This window comes from Stenotrophomonas sp. NPDC077659, from assembly GCF_050268705.1.
Classification (GTDB): Bacteria; Pseudomonadota; Gammaproteobacteria; order Xanthomonadales; family Xanthomonadaceae; genus Stenotrophomonas.
In genome coordinates this window covers 8,458-27,752 of the sequence record NZ_JBNNHG010000023.1, presented here as the reverse complement: position 1 = coordinate 27,752, position 19,295 = coordinate 8,458, and the positions used below count along the sequence as shown (strand labels likewise).

Below are 19,295 nucleotides of genomic sequence, written 5' to 3'. Positions count from 1 at the left end.
CAATGCCTTCACCGCCGCTGGCTATCATGTGCGCCATCCAGAACGAAGGCGATGCACGTGTCGGTAGCGTTGGTGTGGTTCCGCCGCGATCTGCGGCTGCAGGACAACCCGGCCCTGCAGGCCGCGCTCGATGCCGGCCATGAGGCGGTGCCGGTCTACATCCATGCGCCGCAGGAAGAGGGCGAGTGGGTGCCCGGCGCGGCATCGGATGCCTGGCGCCACCGCTCGTTGGCGGCGCTCGATGCCGACCTGCGCGGGCGCGGTTCGGCGCTGGTACTGCGCAGCGGCGACAGCCTGGCCACGTTGCAGGCACTGATCGAGGACACCGGCGCGGAGGCGGTGTACTGGAACCGCAAGTACGAGCCGGCCACCCAGCCGCGCGACGCGACCATCAAGCGTACCCTGCGCGAGCAGGGCATCGACGCGCAGAGCTGCAACGGCAACCTGTTGTTCGAGCCTTGGGACATCGAGACCCAGCAGGGGCAGCCTTACAAGGTGTTCACCCCGTACTGGCGAAACGTGCTCAGCCACTGGCGCCTGCCCGCGCTGCAGGCGGCACCGAAGCACCTGCCGGGGCATGAGGTCCACAGCCTCACGCTGGATGAGCTACGGCTGGCACCTACGCTGGACTGGGACGCCGGCTTCTGGGAGCACTGGCAGCCGGGCGAAGCCGGTGCGCTGGAGGCGCTGTCGGTATTCGAGGACGGCGCACTGCGTGGATACCGCGAGCAGCGCGATCTGCCGGACCGCGTAGGCACCTCACGGATGTCGCCGCACCTGCACTTCGGCGAGATCGCGCCGTGGCGTATCGCCCATGCGCTGGAGGGCCTGCGCAGTGCAGGCACCGACGCAGACATCGATGGCTACCTGCGGCAGTTGGGCTGGCGTGATTTCGCCTACCACCTGCTGCACCACTTCCCGAAAACGCCGAACGAGAACCTCAATCCGCGCTTTGATCGCTTCCCGTGGGCCAATCCCAGCGCTGCGCAGCTGCACGATTGGCAGCGCGGCAACACCGGCGTGCCGATCGTCGATGCCGGCCTGCGCGAGCTGTGGCACACCGGCTACATGCACAACCGGGTGCGGATGATCGTCGCCAGCTACCTCTGCAAGCATCTGCGCGTGCACTGGCTGCAGGGTGCGCGCTGGTTCTGGGACACGCTGGTGGATGCCGATCTGGCCAACAACACGATGGGGTGGCAGTGGGTGGCAGGTACCGGCGCCGACGCAGCGCCGTATTTCCGCGTGTTCAATCCGGTCACCCAGGCCGAAAAATTCGATCCGCAGGCGCGCTACATCACGCGCTGGGTACCGGAACTGGCGGCACTGCCGGTGAAGGCGCGTTTCGCGCCCTGGCAGCACCCGCTGCTGTTGGCCGACAAGGTGCCGGGCTATCCGCGCACGCCGCTGGTGGACCTGGTGGCCGGCCGCGATGCCGCGCTGGCCGCCTACCGAAGCACTGGCAGCGAGTAATGGGGGCCGATGAAGGCCGGCTCAGAAAGCTGAATGGAGTGCGTCCAGCCTTCACATCCATCATCCCGGCATCGCGCCGGGCTGTATATCCTCCGGGTCGTTCGCACGCCGCACTGGCCGGCATCCAAGGAGACCACCATGATCCGCAGCACCACCCGCAACGTCGCTCTGGCCCTGATGACTGCCGCCGCGCTGACGGCATGCGCCACCGGCGGTTCCTATGTGCAGAGTGACCAGTACGGCAACCCGACCGAGCAGCAGAACCGCACCGGTCGCGGCGCCCTGATCGGTACCGCTGTCGGTGTGGCCGCCGGCCTGTTGACCGGCAACAGTGCCACCGAACGCCGCCAGCACGCGCTGATCGGCGCGGGCATCGGTGCCCTCAGCGGTGCGGCCATTGGCAACTACCAGGACCGCCAGGAGCGTGCGCTGCGTGAGCGCACCGCCAACACCGGCATCGATGTGCAGCGCCAGGGCGACAACATCACCCTGAACCTGCCGGATGGCATCACCTTCGATTTCGGCAAGTCGACGCTGAAGCCGCAGTTCTACAGCTCGCTCAATGGTGTTGCCAGCACGCTCAACGAGTACAACCAGACCATGATCGAAGTGGTCGGCCACACCGACAGCATCGGCAGCGATGCGGTGAACAACCGCCTGTCGAAGGAACGTGCCGACTCGGTGGCACAGTACCTGGTGGGCCAGGGCGTGCAGCAGGTGCGCATTGAAACCCTGGGTGCCGGCAAGGCCTACCCGATTGCCGACAACAGCACCGACGCCGGCCGCGCACAGAACCGCCGCGTGGAAATCCGTGTGATTCCGCTGAAGCAATAACGCGCAGCGTTACTGCTTGAGCCGGTCCGGCCTTCGGCCGGAACGAAAATGCCGCCCTTGCAGGCGGCATTTTTGTGGGTGCCGAGCGTTGCTCGGCACGCCATGGAACCGTCCGCCTCATGACCGCTCTTGTAGAGTCGAGCCATGCTCGACTGCTTTCAGGAAGTCGAGCATGGCTCGACTCTACAAAAGGCAGTCCAGCAGTAGATCCACGCCATGCGTGGGTGCGGCGGATCACGCCGCGGCGGTCACCTTTTCCAGGATCCGCTTGCCACTGCTCTCCAGTGCGGCTTCTTCTTTTTCCTGCTGCTGCAGCGCCAGCTTCGCTGCCGGGCACTGCGCCAGCATGTAGTTGGCGTCGAAGTTGAGCTTCTCCACCAGGAAATCTACGAAGGCACGCACCTTCGGCGAGACCAGGCGGCCGCCGGCGAACACCGCGTTGAAGTCCACTTCCGGGCCGGTCCAGCCGGCCAGCACGCGGCGCACCATGCCCGATTCGACGAAGGGCTTTGCCATCACATCGCCGGTCAGCAGCAGGCCTTCGCCGCACACCAGCGCGCCGTTCAACGCCGACATGTCGTTGGCGGTCATCAGTGGGGTCACCGGAAAATCGCGCAGCTCGCCACCGTTCTCGCCCAGCTGCCAGGTGAAGCGCGGCGAATTGCCGGTGTGGTACGGCTTGCGCATGGCCAGGATGCGATGGAACTGCAGTTCCTCCGGGTGCAGCGGCTCGCCGTAGCGTTCGATGTAGGCCGGGCTGGCAAACACCTGCGTACGCAGGCTGCCCAGCTTGCGCGCGACCAGGTTGGAATCGGGCAGGGCCCCCACGCGCAGGGCAAGATCCGCTTCGCCTGCAATCAGGTCCAGCTTCTCGTTGCCCAGGTGCATGTCCAGGCGGATTTCCGGGTATTGCGCATGGAACTGCCCCAACAGCGGCGCGATCCAAGTGATGCCGATGGAGTAGGGCACGGTGAAGCGCAGCCAGCCACGCGGGCCGGACTGCAGCTGGCTCACCGCGCTCTCGGCTTCTTCCAGTTCGCGTGCGATGCGCTGGCAGTGCTCGTGATAGATCGAGCCGGCTTCGGTCAGGCCGAGGCGGCGGGTGGTCCGGTGCAGCAGGCGCGCGCCCAGGCGCGTTTCCAGTTCCTGCACCTTGCGGCTGACCGTGGTCTTGGGCAGGCCGAGCGACTTGGCAGCGGCAATGAAACTGCCTTGCTCGACCACCTTGACGAAGATCAGCGTTTCGTTGAGATCGTGGGACATGGTCGGGATCCTGGACGGCGGGAATGGGACAATCGTGACAGATCGATTGGACCGGGGACGGGATGATTATTCCCCTTAATCCGGACTAATCAAGTAAAGGTTTGAGGTCTATCGTGGCGCCATTCGTGAAATGGAGCCCGTCCGCCATGAGCCTGCGCAACATTCTTGCCCACTTCCGGCGTGCCGGCCAGAACGCTCTGGACCAGGCAATGACCGTCGAGGCCCGCCCAAGTTCCTTGGTACACAAGGATTTCCGCGAGTTTACCGCGCCCGTCCGCAGCCAACGGGGCAGTTCGATCCATCTGGTGCCTCGCCAGGGTGACCGACTGCGCCGAATTGGGACTATCCCGGATATGGGAGGAAATGTCCCGTGAATGGGATTCTTGCGCCCGAGGTCCTGGTCCTCGGCGGCACCGGTGCCGTCGGCCAGGGCGTGGTCGGTGCTCTGCTGGAGGCCGGCAGTCCGGTCCTGGTAGTGGGGCGCGACCCGGGCCGGCTGGCGGCACTGCACGAGCAGTTTGCCGATGAGCCGGGCCTGCAGACGATGCTGGGCTCGCTCAGTGACAACGGCTCGGCGCGGGTACTGGCCGAGCGCGTGACGCAGCGTCAGCGTCCGTTGGCGGCCGTGGTCGCGGCAATGGGTGGCCCGTACAACCGCGGCCGCGTCATCGACCGCAGCGCTGATGCACTGCTGGGGGCGCTGCAGGCCGACCTGATGCCGCACGCCCACGCGGTTCGCCACCTGCTGCCGTTGCTGCAGGACAACCCGCATGCCCGCCGCTACGTGATGATCGGCAGCCCCGCCGGCGCCAAGCCCTGGGCCGGCTACGGCGAAACCTCGATCACCACCGCGGCGCTGCGCATGTACGCGCAGGTGGTGCACCAGGAAGCGCAGGCGCTGGGCGTGCGTGCGCAGATGCTGGAAGTGTGCAGCCCGGTGTGCACCCCGGCCAACGCGGCCAATGCCTGCATCGAATGGCCCAGCTCGCTGCTGGTCGGCCGCCGCGTGGTGTCCCTGCTGGATGGATGCCGCGACAACCGCGCCATCGTGCGCTGCGACAGCAGCGATGCGGAACTGCCGCGCGGCCTGTTGAACCTCGACCTGCCACCGCTGTGGCGCGACACCGCAGGCGTTGCTTGACCTCAACCATCGTTGAGGTCGCAGGCTGTGCCGCCGATTCACCGATCTTCGATTCCTACGCTGTACCACCCCTTCCGTACGGATGCATGCCATGACTTCCCCCAACACCACCCCATACCGTTTCCGCCATCGCCTGGCGATGGCCGGCGTGTCGATCCTCGCCGCCGCGGTGCTGGCCGCCTGCAGGGGGGGCCACGCCGAAGAGGCGGGCGCGCCGCCGCCGCCACAGGTCAGCGCTGCGCCGGTACTGGTCAAGCCGATCAGCCAATGGGACGAGTTCAGCGGCCGCGTCGAGGCCGTGCAGAGCGTCGAACTGCGCCCACGCGTGTCCGGCTACATCGACAGGGTCAACTATGTGGAAGGCGAAGAAGTGAAGAAGGGCGCCGTCCTGTTCACCATCGATGCCCGCAGCTACCAGGCCGAGTACGATCGCGCCGCCGCCGAACTGGCCCGCGCCCGCACCCAGGCCAGCCTGGCCCGCAGTGAATCGGAGCGGGCCAAGCGCCTGTCCGAACAGCAGGCCATCTCCACCGAGACCGCCGAACAGCGTCGCGCGGCGGCCGACCAGTCCGGTGCCGCGGTGCAGGCCGCGCAGGCCGCACTGGATGCTGCCCGCCTCAACCTGGAATTCACCAAGGTGCGCGCGCCCATCGACGGCCGTGCCGGTCGCGCGATGGTCACCGCCGGCAACCTGGTCACCGCCGGCGACAGCGCCAGCGTGCTGACCACGCTGGTCTCGCTGGACACGGTGTTCGTGTACTTCGATGCCGACGAAAGCACCTTCCTGCGCTACGCCCGGATGGCCCGCAAGGGTGAACGCCCGAGCGAGCGTGACAGCGAACTGCCGGTGAAGGTCGGACTGTCCGGTGAAGAGGGTTACCCGCACACCGGCAAGGTCGATTTCCTCGACAACCAGGTAGCGCGCAGCACCGGCACCATCCGCGTCCGCGCACTGCTGGACAACGCCGACCGCCAGTTCACCCCGGGCCTGTTCGCCCGCGTGCAGCTGCTGGGCAGCGGCCAGTTCCAGGCCATGCTGATCGACGACAAGGCCGTGCTGACCGACCAGGACCGCAAGTACGTGTACGTGGTGGACAAGGATGGCAAGGCGCAGCGCCGTGACATCCAGCTCGGCCGCACCGCCGAAGGCCTGCGCATCGTCGAACACGGTCTGGCCGCCGGCGACAGGGTCATCATCGATGGCGTGCAGAAGGTCTTCATGCCGGGCATGCCGGTGCAGGCCAAGGCGGTGGCGATGCAGCCCGCGCCGGTGCCCGCGCCGGGCCGCGATGCCACCGCTGCCCTGAACCACGGATCCGCCGTCTTCTGATTCAAATTTCCGCTTGGCTGCCTGCGCCATCGGCAGCTGTCCCTGCCTTCGTCATGTTGACGAGGGGCAGGGCGGCTGTTGCCCGTCGGCGGCATTTCCCAGGAATTTCTCCATGGACTTTTCCCGTTTCTTCATCGACAGGCCGATCTTCGCGGCGGTGTTGTCGATCGTGATCTTCGCCGCCGGCCTGATCTCGATTCCGATCCTGCCGATCGGCGAGTACCCCGAAGTGGTGCCGCCCTCGGTGGTCGTGCGCACGGTCTACCCGGGCGCCAACCCCAAGGTCATCGCTGAAACCGTGGCCACCCCGCTGGAAGAGGCGATCAACGGCGTCGAGGGCATGATGTACCTCAAGTCGGTGGCCGGCTCCGATGGCGTGCTGCAGATGACCGTCACCTTCCGCCCGGGCACCGACCCGGATGCGGCGGCGGTGAAGGTGCAGAACCGCGTGGCCCAGGCGCAGGCGCGCCTGCCCGAGGACGTGCGCCGGCAGGGCGTGACCACCCAGAAGCAGTCGCCGACGTTCCTGATGGTGGTGCACCTGACCTCGCCCAATGGCAAGTACGACACCCTGTACCTGCGCAACTACGCCCGCCTGCACGTCAAGGACGCGCTGGCCCGTATCCCGGGCGTGGGCGATGCGCAGATCTTCGGTGGCGGTGACTACGCCATGCGCGCCTGGCTGGACCCGGACAAGGTCGCTTCGCGTGGCCTGACCGCCAGCGACGTGGTGGCGGCCATGCGCGAGCAGAACGTGCAGGTCTCGGCCGGCCAGCTCGGCGCCGAGCCCCTGCCCAACAGCCAGTTCCTCACCCTGATCAATGCGCAGGGTCGCCTGAAGACCGAAAAGGAATTCGGCGACATCGTGCTCAAGAGCGGCACCGATGGCGAGATCGTGCGCCTGTCCGACGTTGCCCGCCTGGAACTGGGTGCCGGCGACTACACCCTGCGTTCGCAGCTGGATGGCAAGAACGCGGTCGGCATCGGCATCTTCCAGGCACCGGGTGCCAACGCGCTGGAAATCCGTGATGCGGTCATCGGCACCATGGACGAGATGCAGAAGAGCATGCCGGCCGATGTGAAGTACGAAGCGGTGTATGACACCACCATCTTCGTGCGCGATTCGATCAAGGCCGTGGTGTCCACCCTGCTCGAAGCCATCGCGCTGGTGGTGCTGGTGGTGATCCTGTTCCTGCAGACCTGGCGCGCTTCGATCATTCCGCTGATCGCTGTGCCGGTGTCGGTGGTGGGTACCTTCGCCGCGCTTTACCTGCTGGGCTTCTCGATCAACACGCTGAGCCTGTTCGGCCTGGTGCTGGCGATCGGCATCGTGGTCGACGACGCGATCGTGGTGGTGGAGAACGTTGAACGCAACATCGAGGAAGGCCTGTCGCCCACCGCAGCGGCGCACCAGGCCATGCGCGAAGTGTCCGGCCCGATCATCGCCATCGCCCTGGTGCTGTGCGCGGTGTTCGTGCCGATGGCCTTCCTGTCCGGCGTCACCGGCCAGTTCTACAAGCAGTTCGCGGTCACCATCGCCATCTCCACGGTCATTTCGGCCATCAACTCGCTGACCCTGTCGCCGGCCCTGGCCGCGCGCCTGCTCAAGGCCCACGGCGCACCGAAGGACGGCCCGAGCCGTGTGATCGACCGCCTGTTCGGCTGGGTGTTCCGTCCGTTCAACCGCTTCTTCAAGTCCAGCTCGGAGAAGTACGAGCGCGGCGTGGCGCGCATCCTTGGTCGTCGTGGAGCGGTGTTCGTGGTCTACGCGATCCTGCTGGTCGGTACCGGCGTCATCTTCAAACTGGTGCCGCCGGGCTTCATCCCGACCCAGGACAAGCTGTACCTGATTGCCGGCGTGAAGCTGCCGGAAGGCTCGTCGATTGCACGTACCGATGAAATGCTGCGCAAGGTGGCAAAGATTGCCCAGGAAACCGATGGCGTTGCCCACACCATCTCGTTCCCGGGCCTGAACGCGCTGCAGTTCACCAATACACCCAACACCGGCGTGGCCTTCATTCCGCTCAAGCCGTTCAACGAGCGTCATGGCCGCACCGCCGCGCAGATCAATGCCGAGATCAACCAGAAGATCGCCGGCCTGCAGGAAGGCTTCGCGTTCTCGATGATGCCGCCGCCGATCCTCGGCCTGGGTAACGGCAACGGCTACCAGATGTTCATCGAGGACCGTGGCAATCTGGGTTACGGCGCGCTGCAGAATGCCGTACAGGCGATGCAGGGCACTGTTGCGCAGACCCCGGGCATGGCCTTCCCGATTTCCAGCTACCAGGCCAACGTGCCGCAGCTGGATGCGGAAGTGGATCGCGTGAAAGCCAAGGCCCAGGGCGTGCAGCTCACCGAGCTGTTCGACACCCTGCAGACCTACCTGGGTTCGGCCTACGTCAACGATTTCAACCAGTTCGGTCGTACCTGGCAGGTGATCGCCCAGGCTGACGGTCCGTTCCGCGAAAGCATGGAAGACATCGGCAAGCTGCGTACCCGCAATGATCGCGGCGAAATGGTGCCGATCGGCTCGATGGTCACCATCAAGCAGACCTTCGGCCCGGACCCGGTGCTGCGCTTCAACGGCTACCCGGCCGCCGATCTGGCCGGTGAAGCCGACCCGCGCCTGCTGTCCTCGGCCGAAGCGATGAACACGCTGACCGAGATCGCCGGCAAGGTGCTGCCGGTGGGCATGACCACCGAATGGACCGACCTGAGCTACCAGCAGGCTACCCAGGGCAAGGCAGCGTTCATCGTGTTCCCGGTGGCGATCATGCTGGCCTTCCTGGTGCTGGCGGCGCTGTACGAAAGCTGGTCGCTGCCGCTGGCGGTGATCCTGATCGTACCGATGACCCTGCTGTCGGCGCTGTTTGGCGTGTGGCTGACCGGCGGTGACAACAACGTGTTCGTTCAGGTCGGCCTGGTGGTGCTGATGGGCCTGGCGTGCAAGAACGCGATCCTGATCGTCGAGTTCGCCCGCGAGCTGGAAATGGGTGGGAAGGGCATCGTTGAAGCGGCACTGGAAGCCTGCCGCCTGCGTCTGCGCCCGATCGTGATGACCTCCATCGCGTTCATCGCCGGCACGGTGCCGCTGGTGCTGTCCCATGGTGCTGGCGCCGAGGTGCGCTCCGTCACCGGTATCACGGTGTTTGCCGGCATGCTGGGCGTGACCCTGTTCGGTCTGTTCCTGACCCCGGTGTTCTACGTGGCCCTGCGCAGGTTCGTCACCCGCAACGGCGGCGGCCAGCTGGTGCAGCACGGCGAACCCACAATCCATCACTGACCTGCGCTCCTGCGGTCGCCGGTCCTTCCGGCGACCGCTTCCCCCAAACCAAGGCATGAATCCATGAACACCCATCAGAACAAGATCGCGCTGGTCACCGGCGCCACCCGTGGCATCGGCCTGGAAACCGTGCGCCAGCTTGCCCAGGCCGGCGTGCACACGCTGCTGGCCGGCCGCAAGCGCGAAACCGCGGTGGAGCAGGCGCTGCTGCTGCAGGGCGAAGACCTGCCGGTGGAAGCCATCCAGCTGGACGTGACCGACGCGGCCAGCATTGCCGAAGCCGTCGAGCAGGTGCGCCAGCGCCACAGCCGCCTGGACATCCTGGTCAACAACGCCGGCATCATGATCGAGAACCCGGCGCAGGCACCTTCGGAGCAGTCGCTGGATACCTGGCATCGCACCTTCGATACCAATGTGTTCGCGCTGGTCGCGGTCACCCAGGCCTTCCTGCCACTGGTCAAGCAGGCCAAGTCCGGCCGCATCGTCAACGTATCGAGCATGCTCGGCTCGCAGACCCTGCACGCCGACCCGAACTCGGGCATCTACGATTTCAAGGTTCCCGCCTACAACGCCTCCAAGGCAGCGGTGAACAGCTGGACGCTGGCCCTGGCCTACGAGCTGCGCAACACGCCGATCAAGGTCAACACCGTGCACCCCGGCTACGTGAAGACCGACATGAACGGTGGCAACGGCGAGATCGAGATCAGCGAGGGCGCGCGTTCCAGCGTGGAAATGGCGCTGGTCGGCGAAGCCGGTGCCAGCGGCAGCTTCACCTACCTGGGCGAGGTGCTGCCATGGTGATCCGCACGTTGGCGATGGCCATCTCCAGCCTGGTGCTGGCAGGGTGTGTCAGCGTCGGCCCCAACTACACGGCGCCGGCGCAGGAGCCGGTGGTCCTGCAGGGCGCAGAGCAGGCGGTGTTCACCACCGCTTCGCCGGTGGCCAGCTGGTGGGCGCAGTTCGATGATCCGGTGCTGGAAGAGCTGGTGCACGGCGCACTGTCGGAGAACCTGGACCTGCGCGTGGCCGTGGCCCGCGTCAGCCAGGCCCGCGCGGTATTCGTCGAAAGCCGCTTCGACCAGGCCCCGCACATCACCGCTGACGGCAGCCATGACCGCCGCAGGCAACCCGATCCGCAGCTGGGTGGGCAGCGGGTGTTCAGTGAAAGCTACCAGCTCGGCTTCGACGCCGGCTGGGAGCTGGATCTGTTCGGCCGCAAACGCCGCGCTGCAGAAGCCGCACGTGCCGATCTCGGCGCCGAGCAGGCCAACCTGGCCGATGCACAGGTGCTGGTCGCGGCCGAGGTCGCACGCAACTACTTCGAGCTGCGCGGCACGCAGAAGCGCATCGCGGTGGCCCAGCACACGCTGGAAAACCTGCGCGATACGCAGAAGTTGACCGAGGCACGCTGGGAACTGGGTGCCGGCAGCGAACTGGACGTGCAGAGCAGCCGCGCCCGCCTGAAGGCCATCGAGGCCGACATTCCGCTGCTGGAAGTGTCCGAGGCGCAGTCGCGCAACCGCTTGGCCGTACTGCTGGGCCAACGCCCGGAAGTACTGACGGCGATGCTCGCCCCGCAGGATGTGCCGGCGTTCGCCAAGGCGTTGCCGCTGGGCGATACCCGCCAGTTGCTGCGCCAGCGTGCCGACGTGCGCGTGGCCGAACGTCGCCTGGCGGCCGCCACTGCGCGTGTCGGCGTGGCCACGGCCGATCTGTTCCCGCGGCTGTCGCTGTCCGGTTTCGTCGGTTTCCTCGGTGGCGATGCCAGCGGTCTGGTCAACGGCAACAACAAGGCGTGGTCGCTGACCCCGTCCATCAGCTGGGCCGCGTTCGACTTCGGTACCGTGCGCGCGCGCCTGCGGGCCAGCAAGGCCGAGGCCGAAGGCGTGGCCGCGCAGTACGAACAGGCCGTGCTGCTGGCGCTGGAGGACACCGAGAACGCACTGACGCGTTACGCCAAGCAGCAGGCGCGGCTGGCCATCGTGGTCGAGCAGGCACAGGCGGCGCGGCGTGCTGAATCACTGGCGCAGATCCGTTTCCGCGAGGGTTCGGAGGACTTCCTGACCCTGCTGGATGCGCAGCGTACGCAGCTGGCTGCCGATGACGCTTTGGCTGCGGCCGAGGCCGAAGTCAACGTCAGTGTGGTCGGTGTCTACAAGGCACTGGGCGGCTGGGGCCAGTCGCCACAGGCACCGAGCGTGGCGCAGGCGCGGTAAGGCCTGGCGTGCAGCGCCCGCACGGGAGGGATGCGCAGGCGTCCGTCCCCGTGTTGTGTCTGCCCACGGTGCTGTTGTGACGCTTCTGACTCTGCCGGAACGGCGGCCCGCCGTAGTAACTAATAGGCCGATTCCAAGGAGTGGCGGTAATGAATGACGACAAGCAATCAACCCAGCGGCTGATGTTCGGCGATCCCGGACTGCCGGGCGCAGGCCTGTCCGTAGCGGTGGTGGCGTTGCTGGTGCTGGCCGTGCTCGCGGTGGGCATCGGCTTCCTGCGCCTGCCGGATTCCATGCTTGGGCCGGGCCTGGTCGGCATTGGCCTGTTTCTGGCCATTGGCGCACGCATCTGCCAGGCCCGCGACCAGCACCAGGCGCTGTATCGCCTGCTGGGAGAGCGGCGGCCGTCCTGAGAACGGCCGCGCCTGGGGCATGCAATCAGTGAATCAGCGTTTCGGCCAGTCCAGTTCGACCACCAGCGGGAAGTGGTCTGAAGGCAGCACGCCGCCGATGCGCCGGTCATCGGTGGTGAAGCTGCGGGCGTGGAAGCCGCGCACCAGCACCCAGTCCAGTTGCACGCTGGCCTTGCCGGTGAAATCGTGGAAGGTCTCGCGCGGGCCTTTCGGTGTTTTTACCTGGGTACGGGTGTCCTGCAGCACACGGATGAAGGTCTTGTAGGTCTCGCTGCCCGGCCCGGTATTGAAATCACCGGTCAGCACCACCGGCAGGTCGGCGGGCAGGGTACCCAGGCGCTTGGCGATCAGTTCAGCGCCCTTGATGCGGCGCGGCTCGTCCTCGTCGCGGTAGGGCAGGTGGGTGTCCATGAAATAGAAGCGGCGGCCATCGTCCAGGCGACGGAACACTGCCCAGGTGACCATGCGCGGGTAGAGGTTGCCCCAGGTGATGCTGCCTGGCACGTCCGGCGTATCGGACAGCCAGAAATCGCCCGATTCCTCGACCACCAGCACCTTGCTGTCGTAGAACACACCCATATGCTCGTCGCCCTCGTCACCGCGGCGGCCCTGGCCGAACCAGCGGTAGCCGGGCAGGTGGGCGGCCAGGTAGGTGGCCTGTTCCTGCACCAGCTCCTGCGTGCCGACCACGGCCGGGTGTGCATCGAGGATGACCTTGACCATCGCGTCGCGACGGTCGTCCCAGCGCTTGCCGGGCTCGGTATCGGCCGGTGTGCGCACATTGAAGGACATCACCTTCAATGGGGCGGGTGGTTGGGCTGCCCAGGCAGCGGCGGGCAGAGCAAGGGCCAGCAGCGCGCAGAGTGCGGGCCGGCGAAGACGCGAGAACATCGTGGAATCCCTCCATTCCATGAAAACGGTTTCACGGAGCATGCCATGGAACGGGCAGGGGCGGTGTGCCGGGATGGGCGGCTGGCGCAAGGGCGACCGCGTTTGGCCGGGCGCATTGATTGACGCGTTCCGACACGTGGGGAAAGATACGACCCCTTCCCGGGCCAGCCATATCGCCACGCCCTCCCCAAGAGGAGTTCACGTGCTGAGATGTTCGCGGCTGACGGTCGTCATTTCGTTGCTGGTCTGTGCCCACGCCCACGCCGAGCAGGCCTTGCCCGAGGCGCAGACGCTGGACAAGGTCATCGTGACCGCCTTGCGCACGGGCCAGGATGCAGCCACCGCGCCGCAGACGGTGGTCATCATCGGCAAGGAGCAGATCGAGCAGCAGCTGCGCCTCAGCAGTAATTCGTCCGATGTGCTGTCCAGCCTGCTGCCCTCCTACACGCCCAGCCGCGGCAAGATGAACGGCAGTGGCGAAACCCTGCGCGGGCGTACGCCGCTCATCCTGGTCGATGGCATTCCGCAGTCGAACCCGCTGCGCCCCACCGGCCGCGAGGCGCACACGATCGACTACGCGCTGGTCGAACGCATCGAAGTGATCCAGGGCGCCAATGCGATGAACGGTCTGGGTGCCACGGGCGGCACCATCAACCTCATCACCCGGCGCCCGGACCCGGGTGCGGTCAACCAGCACGTGGGCGTGCAGGCCACGCTGCCGACTTCGGACGTGCGCGGTGAAACCACCGGTTACCGCGCCGATTATCGTATCAGCGGCAGCCAGGGAAAGTGGGATTACCTGCTGGGTGCCGGCTATGAAGACCAGGGCCTGTGGGTGGATGGCGACGGCACGCCGATCGGCGTGGATGTCACCCAGGGCGACCTGATGTCGACCCGCGCCTACGACCTGCACGCCAAGCTGGGCTACTGGATCGACGACAACCAGGAACTGCAGTTCAGCAGCAACCGCTACCGCATCAAGTCCAAGGCGGACTACCTGCCGGTGGCCGGCAACCGTGAGCTGGGCATTCCCACCACCTCGGTGCGTGGTACGCCGCCGGGTACGCCGGCCTGGAACGACGCCTGGACCACCGGCCTGAGCTACACCCACCACGACCTGGCCGGCATGGAACTGAAGGCGATGGTGTTCAACCAGGAATTCGAAGGCCTGTTCGGTGCCGACAATTCGTCCACCTTCCAGGACCCGCTGATCGCCCCGGTTGGCAGGCTGTACGACCAGTCGCGCTCGACTGCGTCCAAGTGGGGCTCCAAGACCAGCCTGGGCCGCGATGACCTGCTGGGCGGCAACCTGAAGATCAGCGCCGGCGTGGACACGCTGCGCGACAGTGGCAAGCAGGATCTGTACGGCACCGGCCGCACCTACGTGCCCGATTCGCGCTACAGCAGCGTGGCCGGCTTCGTGCAGGCCGATTACAGACTGCTGCCACAGCTGACCCTGCAGGGTGGCTGGCGCCGCGAAGAGGCCGATCTGCGCATCGACAGCTACACCACGCTGTTCCGCTACAACCGTGTGGCCGTGCAGGGCGGCACGCTGAAGTTCCAGCAGAACCTGCGCAACATCGGCCTGGTGTACGCGCCGACCGAGCGCTTCAACACATTTGCCAGCTATTCCGAAGGCTTCGGTATGCCGGATGTCGGCCGCGTGCTGCGTTCGATCAACACCCCCGGCACCAACGTCGAATCACTGCGTTCGCTGCAGCCGCTGCTGACCCGCAACAGCGAGATCGGTGTGCGTTACCGTTCGCCGTCGTGGGAAGCCGAAGCCAGCGCGTTCCAGTCGCGCTCGGAATACGGCACGCGGGTGATCGCCGTGGACGGCGCATTCCAGCTCGCCCGGGAGAAGACGGCCATCGAAGGCCTGGACGCCAGCGTGCGTTACCGACTCAACGATGCGCACCGGCTGGGCCTGTCCTACGCCTGGACCCGCGGGCGCTACGACAGCAATGCTGATGGTCGCCTGGATGCGCGCCTGGATGGCCTGAACATCGCACCCAACCGCGTCATCGCCACCTGGTCGGCGCAGTGGACGCCGCACCTGTCGACCTTCCTGCAGGGGCAGTACGCCTTCAGCCGCACCTTCGACGAGGCCGCCAAGGCATTCAGCGGCTATGCGCTGTTCGATCTCGGCGTGGACTATCGTCTTTCCAAGGGCAAGGTGAACCTGGGCATCGCCAACCTTTTCGATCGCCAGTACATCACCTACTACTCGCAGAGCGCGCTGATTGAACCGGGGCGGTACTTCGCCGGGCGCGGGCGCACGGTGAGCGTGGGTTACAGCCTGGATTTCTGACGGCAGGCCATGCGGGCAGGGTCATTCCTGCCCGCGGTCATGCGCCTGCATGTCCTCATGCAGGATGCGGCGCAGTTCGACGATGGCCGGCGTGGCTTCCTGCACGCTGTGCCCGGACACGATCACCTTCTCCGACACCGCATTGGGCAGGTGCGAGCTCCAGTACGGCACCAGCCCGTCATCGGTCTTTTCCAGCGGGCCATCGGCGCTGGCGCGCGCGATGATCGAGTGGTAGCGGACCTTCGGTGACATCGGCAGATCGGCCACCGCCCTCACGAAGGGATCGTCCTTGTCCAGGTTCTGGATGCTGTTCATCTGGTAGCCCTGCTTGGCGTCCTTGGCGTCGAAGCTGCCGCCATCATCCACACCTGCCACATCCTCAAGCACGGTCAACGGCAGGCGCACCAGCCGACCGATCCAGCGGCCGAGTCGGGTGCCGGCCACGTCCGTGCCCCGGTGCGGTGTGGCGATGAACACGACCCGCGAGATCTCCGGCTCGGGCTGGAACGTGAGGACTGGCGCGCCGCGGGTCCGCAGCAGTTCACGCTGTCGAGGGCTCATCTTCGCTGTCGTCAGCAGGGTGTCCACCAGATGATTGCCGGACGAAGACACCAGCAGGCGCGAGATGACCCCACCCATGCTGTGCGCGACCACCACCATGTCATGCGATGCCTTCGCCGTTCCAGCCGGATCGTAGTGCTGCATCACGTCATCCAGGGTGTGCCGGATCGCATCGTGGCTGAGAGCGATGGGCATGTTGGTGGGGTAATAGAACTGCCACACCTGGAACTCGCGGCGGATCTCGTCGTCGCGCATCAGCTCGTTGGCCACATTCACCCAGGCTTCGGGGCTGCTGGCCAGGCCATGGATCATCAGCAGTACCCGGCGGTTGGGGTCGTACGGTTGCAGCATGAACAAGTGCGGCCGATCAATGCCGCCCCTGCTGCCGAACAGGCTGCGCAGCGACTGCCTGCTGAAGTTGGAACGTGCCAGCCAGAACGCGTAGCCGGCGGTAAAGTTGGCAGCCAGAGGCACCTTCTGCCCATGCAGTTCAACCGCCGCGATCTGGTAGGGATCATGGATCTCCACCGTCGGCCTTTCATCGTGCAGCACTTCCCACAGGTTGGCGCCGGAGAAGCGCAGCAGCACCGTTATCGACGGCGAGGGCATGCCGCTCCAGCTTGGTGCGTGGGGCGTGCTGTCAGTGGCCGCCTTGTCATCTGCGTGTGCCGCCGCCAACCCGTCGCTGGCCGGGTCCGCCATGACCGCTACCAGTTCGGCGCCAAAGCCATCGCGCCGCTGCACGCGGCGCAGGGTGCCGGTGAAGGACAGCGAGGCGGCCGGCACCAGCTCGATGGGCTGGCGGGTGTCCTGCACCACACCGGTGTCTGCGGGCGCAAGCACGAAGGTCCACCGGCCCAACTGCAGGCGGCCATCCTCATTGCGCACCTGCTGGCTGGAGTAGGCGTCGAACAGCATGACCGCCGCTTCCTGCGCGGCCAGGTTGTAGTAGTCGCGCACCTGGGTCTGGCGGTCTTCGAAGCCGCGCTGGTTGGCCGTGCGTTCGGTGAAGAACAGGTACGCGTAGGCCTGCCGGGCCACCTGCATCCACGCATCCAGCCGGGGCTGGAAGCCGGCATCGGCCACGACCGCTGCCGGCGCCGGCGCCGCACCGCGCTTGCCCTTGGGCGTGGGCATTGCCATCGCCTGCTGCAGCCACAGTTCGGCCAGGGTCGATCGCTTGTCCTCCTCACGCACCACGATGCTTGCTTCCATCGCCTCGATGCAGAGCAGGCCCGGCTTTGCACAGGTGGTTTCGTCCAGGCCGGCCACGCGCAGCGTCTCCATCGTGGCCGCACTGAGCTTGCCGCTGGTGAGGATGTCGCCGCGCTTGAGCGCGATGTACTGGCCCGGGGTGACCGAGGCGACCTGCACCGAGGGACCAAACTGGCGCAGCGTGGCGCAGCCGCTCAGCAGGAGCAGCGTGGTGATGATGAGGGTCGTGTGGCGGATGATGCCCAAGCCCGTAGTTGCCATGCGATCCTCCAGCGCGGTGGCGCCACTCTAGCGGCCGGGGTGTCAACGTGGAAGCATGGGGCTGGAGGCGGTCTGTACGCTCTGTGACACCATCGCAGGCAGTGTTTTTCAGGAAACGACGATGCACCTGCTGGAAACGCGGATTCCGCCGCCGCTGCTGATGCTGCTGTGCGGGGCATTGGGGTATGTGATGGGCCGCGCGTGGCCGTGGCCTGCGCTGCCGGTGCCGGGCTGGATGGCGTTGCTGGTGATGCTGCTGGGCCTGGCGCTGAACCTGCTGCCCAAGCTGGCCTTCCGTCGTGCGCGTACCACCGTCAATCCGCTGCGCCCGGCCGCGGCCAGCGTGCTGGTTACCGGCGGCATCTACCGCTACAGCCGCAACCCGATGTACCTGGGGCAGGCGCTGGTGCTGCTGGGGGCCATGCTGTGGCTGGGCAGTGCAGCGGCATTGCTGGTGGTGGCGCTGTTCGTCGGCTGGATCACCCGCTTCCAGATCCTGCCCGAGGAGCGGGTGCTGTCCGCGCGTTTCGGCGCGGACCATGACGCGTTCCTGCGCGGGGTGAGGCGCTGGCTGTAGGGCAGGGCAGCTGCCTCAGTCTCCGATCTGGTCGTTCGCTACCGTGGAGCGGCCCGCTGGGTCGTCGGCGTTCCGCGGCTGGCGCGCAGGCAACAAAAAAGCCGGACCCCAATCGACGGGAGCGTCCGGCTTTTCGTGCCCCGAAGGGCGGTACAGATGGTGGAGGTGGGCGGAATTGAACCGCCGTCCGAAGGCACTCCATCCCCAGCACTACATGCTTAGCTCACCGTTGGATCTCGCCCCCGAGCAGCACGGTGTGCAAAGCGCACCCGGGGACCAGCCTGTTGTGTTCTAGTGCCGGACTGACAGGCAGCCGCCCAGCGCGATTCCATGATAATGACTCTACGCTGCGAGCATGGACACAAGCAGTTTCGAGGCTCCGCCTAAGTCGGCAGAAGGTCACGCACCGCAGTTTTTAGGCTGCGAGAGCGACCGGAGCGTAGTTGTCGTCGTTGGCAACTAGAGTTTTGCAGCTGGATTTACGAGGACAGCTACCCCCTCGGCATGCGCCAGGCGACTTCACAACCCCCGTCGAAACCAATGCACCCCCGGTTTCTTCAAGTCCTGCAAGGTACAAGGCCAGTTCCGTGTCGCCACGTTCAGGGCCTGCCCAACGGCTGCAATGCTACGGCAAAACAGCTGAACAGTCACCCTTGCAGTCTGCAACGGCTTGTAGAGCCAGCGTCATAGCGGATTGCTAACCTCATTGGCACGAATTTGCGACACACTGGCCACCACCATCGAGCCAGGACAGACACGGAGACAATGGGTGACCGACGCCATGCCACAACGCAGCCTGCGACAACTGGTCGGGCCGGTAGGTGCCGATTACCGTCGGCGCGCGTTGCCGCCCGGCTGGGTGTGGGCTGTATTGGCCGCCATCCTCACTGCGGCCTGCCTGACCGCGCTGCCGGCGACGGCGGCGGTGTTCCTGGTGGCCAGCGCGGTGGTGGTGTACTGGCCGCGGCGCGATCAGGCCCTGGTCCCGGGCTGGCGCATGCTGGCCCTGGCCGTGCTGGCGGTGATGGTCTGGGGGCCGGATGTCATTGCGCAGTGGTTCGAGCACGGTGCGGCGGTGGCTCTGCTGACCCTGGCGTCATTGAGCATCCTGACCCATGTCCGCCGCAGCTGGGCGGTGTCGCAGCAGTTGCAGCACCGGGCCGATGCGCTGGATGACGAGCAGTTGCTGGCCCTGTTGCCTGATGAGGCGGCTCAGCTGGCGCGTCAGTGGCGTGCGGGCAACGACCGCCATGCGCCGGAGCTGGCGGTGGTGATGCACCTGGCGGTGATGCATGCGGCGCTGGCGCCGCGCCTGCGCGGGCAGGGCGTGCTGGCCGGTTGACCGGGAAATTCTGTAGAGCCGAGCCATGCTCGGCTGTTTTTTGATCTGCGCAACCGAGCATGGCTCGGCTCTACAAAAGCCAAAAGCGCAACCGAGCATGGCTCGGCTCTACAAAAGCCAAAAGCGCAGCCGAGCATGGCTCGGCTCTACAAAAGCCAAAAGCGCAGCCGAGCATGGCTCGGCT

15 protein-coding genes and 1 other RNA gene are annotated in these 19,295 nt (G+C 66.3%); 12 read left to right on the top strand and 4 right to left on the bottom strand.

The annotated features are described in order from the left end of the window. Positions 1 to 57 precede the first annotated feature (57 nt). Both ACQKDV_RS05585 and ACQKDV_RS05580 read left to right on the top strand, forming a co-directional pair. Positions 58 to 1,473: a cryptochrome/photolyase family protein gene (locus ACQKDV_RS05585; protein WP_427782799.1), complete on the top strand. Its 1,416-nt coding sequence runs from the start codon at positions 58 to 60 to the stop codon at positions 1,471 to 1,473. A 138-nt stretch (positions 1,474 to 1,611) separates the two neighbouring features. Then, a complete protein-coding gene (locus ACQKDV_RS05580; RefSeq protein ID WP_427782791.1) occupies positions 1,612 to 2,307 on the top strand; it encodes an OmpA family protein in 696 nt (231 codons plus the stop codon). 234 nt (positions 2,308 to 2,541) lie between these two features. Here the strand turns inward: ACQKDV_RS05580 and ACQKDV_RS05575 are convergent, their stop codons facing one another. Then, complete coding sequence (locus ACQKDV_RS05575) at positions 2,542 to 3,570, bottom strand: LysR family transcriptional regulator (protein WP_427782790.1); 1,029 nt, start codon at positions 3,568 to 3,570, stop codon at positions 2,542 to 2,544. Positions 3,571 to 3,716: 146 nt separating this feature from the next. Here ACQKDV_RS05575 and ACQKDV_RS05570 point away from each other — a divergent pair, with 146 nt between their 5' ends. The 7 genes from ACQKDV_RS05570 (at position 3,717) to ACQKDV_RS05540 (ending at position 11,953) form a co-directional block, all read left to right on the top strand. Continuing rightward, entirely contained in the window at positions 3,717 to 3,944 is a 228-nt protein-coding gene (locus ACQKDV_RS05570; RefSeq protein ID WP_427782789.1) for a hypothetical protein, read from the top strand. Continuing rightward, a complete protein-coding gene (locus ACQKDV_RS05565) occupies positions 3,941 to 4,711 on the top strand; it encodes an SDR family NAD(P)-dependent oxidoreductase (RefSeq protein ID WP_427782788.1) in 771 nt (256 codons plus the stop codon). The genes ACQKDV_RS05570 and ACQKDV_RS05565 overlap by 4 nt, the downstream gene beginning before the upstream one ends. A gap of 91 nt (positions 4,712 to 4,802) precedes the next feature. Continuing rightward, positions 4,803 to 6,041 carry an efflux RND transporter periplasmic adaptor subunit gene (locus tag ACQKDV_RS05560; protein WP_427782787.1) on the top strand — a complete coding sequence of 413 codons (1,239 nt, stop codon included), beginning with the start codon at positions 4,803 to 4,805 and terminating at the stop codon, positions 6,039 to 6,041. A 112-nt stretch (positions 6,042 to 6,153) separates the two neighbouring features. After that, positions 6,154 to 9,324 carry an efflux RND transporter permease subunit gene (locus ACQKDV_RS05555; RefSeq protein WP_427782786.1) on the top strand — a complete coding sequence of 1,057 codons (3,171 nt, stop codon included), beginning with the start codon at positions 6,154 to 6,156 and terminating at the stop codon, positions 9,322 to 9,324. A 63-nt stretch (positions 9,325 to 9,387) separates the two neighbouring features. Next, positions 9,388 to 10,125 (top strand): SDR family oxidoreductase, encoded by a 738-nt coding sequence (locus ACQKDV_RS05550; RefSeq protein ID WP_427782785.1) that lies wholly within the window; start codon positions 9,388 to 9,390, stop codon positions 10,123 to 10,125. Continuing rightward, complete coding sequence (locus ACQKDV_RS05545) at positions 10,119 to 11,540, top strand: efflux transporter outer membrane subunit (RefSeq protein ID WP_427782784.1); 1,422 nt, start codon at positions 10,119 to 10,121, stop codon at positions 11,538 to 11,540. The genes ACQKDV_RS05550 and ACQKDV_RS05545 overlap by 7 nt, the downstream gene beginning before the upstream one ends. 149 nt (positions 11,541 to 11,689) lie before the next feature. After that, positions 11,690 to 11,953 (top strand): hypothetical protein, encoded by a 264-nt coding sequence (locus tag ACQKDV_RS05540; RefSeq protein ID WP_427782783.1) that lies wholly within the window; start codon positions 11,690 to 11,692, stop codon positions 11,951 to 11,953. Between the two features lie 33 nt (positions 11,954 to 11,986). Here the strand turns inward: ACQKDV_RS05540 and ACQKDV_RS05535 are convergent, their stop codons facing one another. Further along, positions 11,987 to 12,844: an endonuclease/exonuclease/phosphatase family protein gene (locus ACQKDV_RS05535; RefSeq protein ID WP_427782782.1), complete on the bottom strand. Its 858-nt coding sequence runs from the start codon at positions 12,842 to 12,844 to the stop codon at positions 11,987 to 11,989. A 202-nt stretch (positions 12,845 to 13,046) separates the two neighbouring features. On the opposite strand from ACQKDV_RS05535, the gene ACQKDV_RS05530 reads away from it, so the two are divergent. Then, on the top strand, positions 13,047 to 15,155 hold the full coding sequence (locus tag ACQKDV_RS05530) for a TonB-dependent receptor (RefSeq protein ID WP_427782781.1): 2,109 nt from the start codon (positions 13,047 to 13,049) through the stop codon (positions 15,153 to 15,155). 21 nt (positions 15,156 to 15,176) lie between these two features. Here the strand turns inward: ACQKDV_RS05530 and ACQKDV_RS05525 are convergent, their stop codons facing one another. Next, positions 15,177 to 17,192 carry an esterase/lipase family protein gene (locus ACQKDV_RS05525; protein WP_427782780.1) on the bottom strand — a complete coding sequence of 672 codons (2,016 nt, stop codon included), beginning with the start codon at positions 17,190 to 17,192 and terminating at the stop codon, positions 15,177 to 15,179. A gap of 121 nt (positions 17,193 to 17,313) precedes the next feature. Here ACQKDV_RS05525 and ACQKDV_RS05520 point away from each other — a divergent pair, with 121 nt between their 5' ends. Continuing rightward, positions 17,314 to 17,769, top strand: coding sequence for a methyltransferase family protein (locus ACQKDV_RS05520; protein WP_427782779.1), 456 nt, complete (start codon positions 17,314 to 17,316; stop codon positions 17,767 to 17,769). 157 nt (positions 17,770 to 17,926) lie between these two features. Here the strand turns inward: ACQKDV_RS05520 and ssrA are convergent. Then, positions 17,927 to 18,319, bottom strand: a transfer-messenger RNA (tmRNA) gene (gene ssrA, locus ACQKDV_RS05515). A gap of 219 nt (positions 18,320 to 18,538) precedes the next feature. Here ssrA and ACQKDV_RS05510 point away from each other — a divergent pair. Further along, complete coding sequence (locus ACQKDV_RS05510) at positions 18,539 to 19,111, top strand: hypothetical protein (protein ID WP_427782778.1); 573 nt, start codon at positions 18,539 to 18,541, stop codon at positions 19,109 to 19,111. Positions 19,112 to 19,295 lie beyond the last annotated feature (184 nt).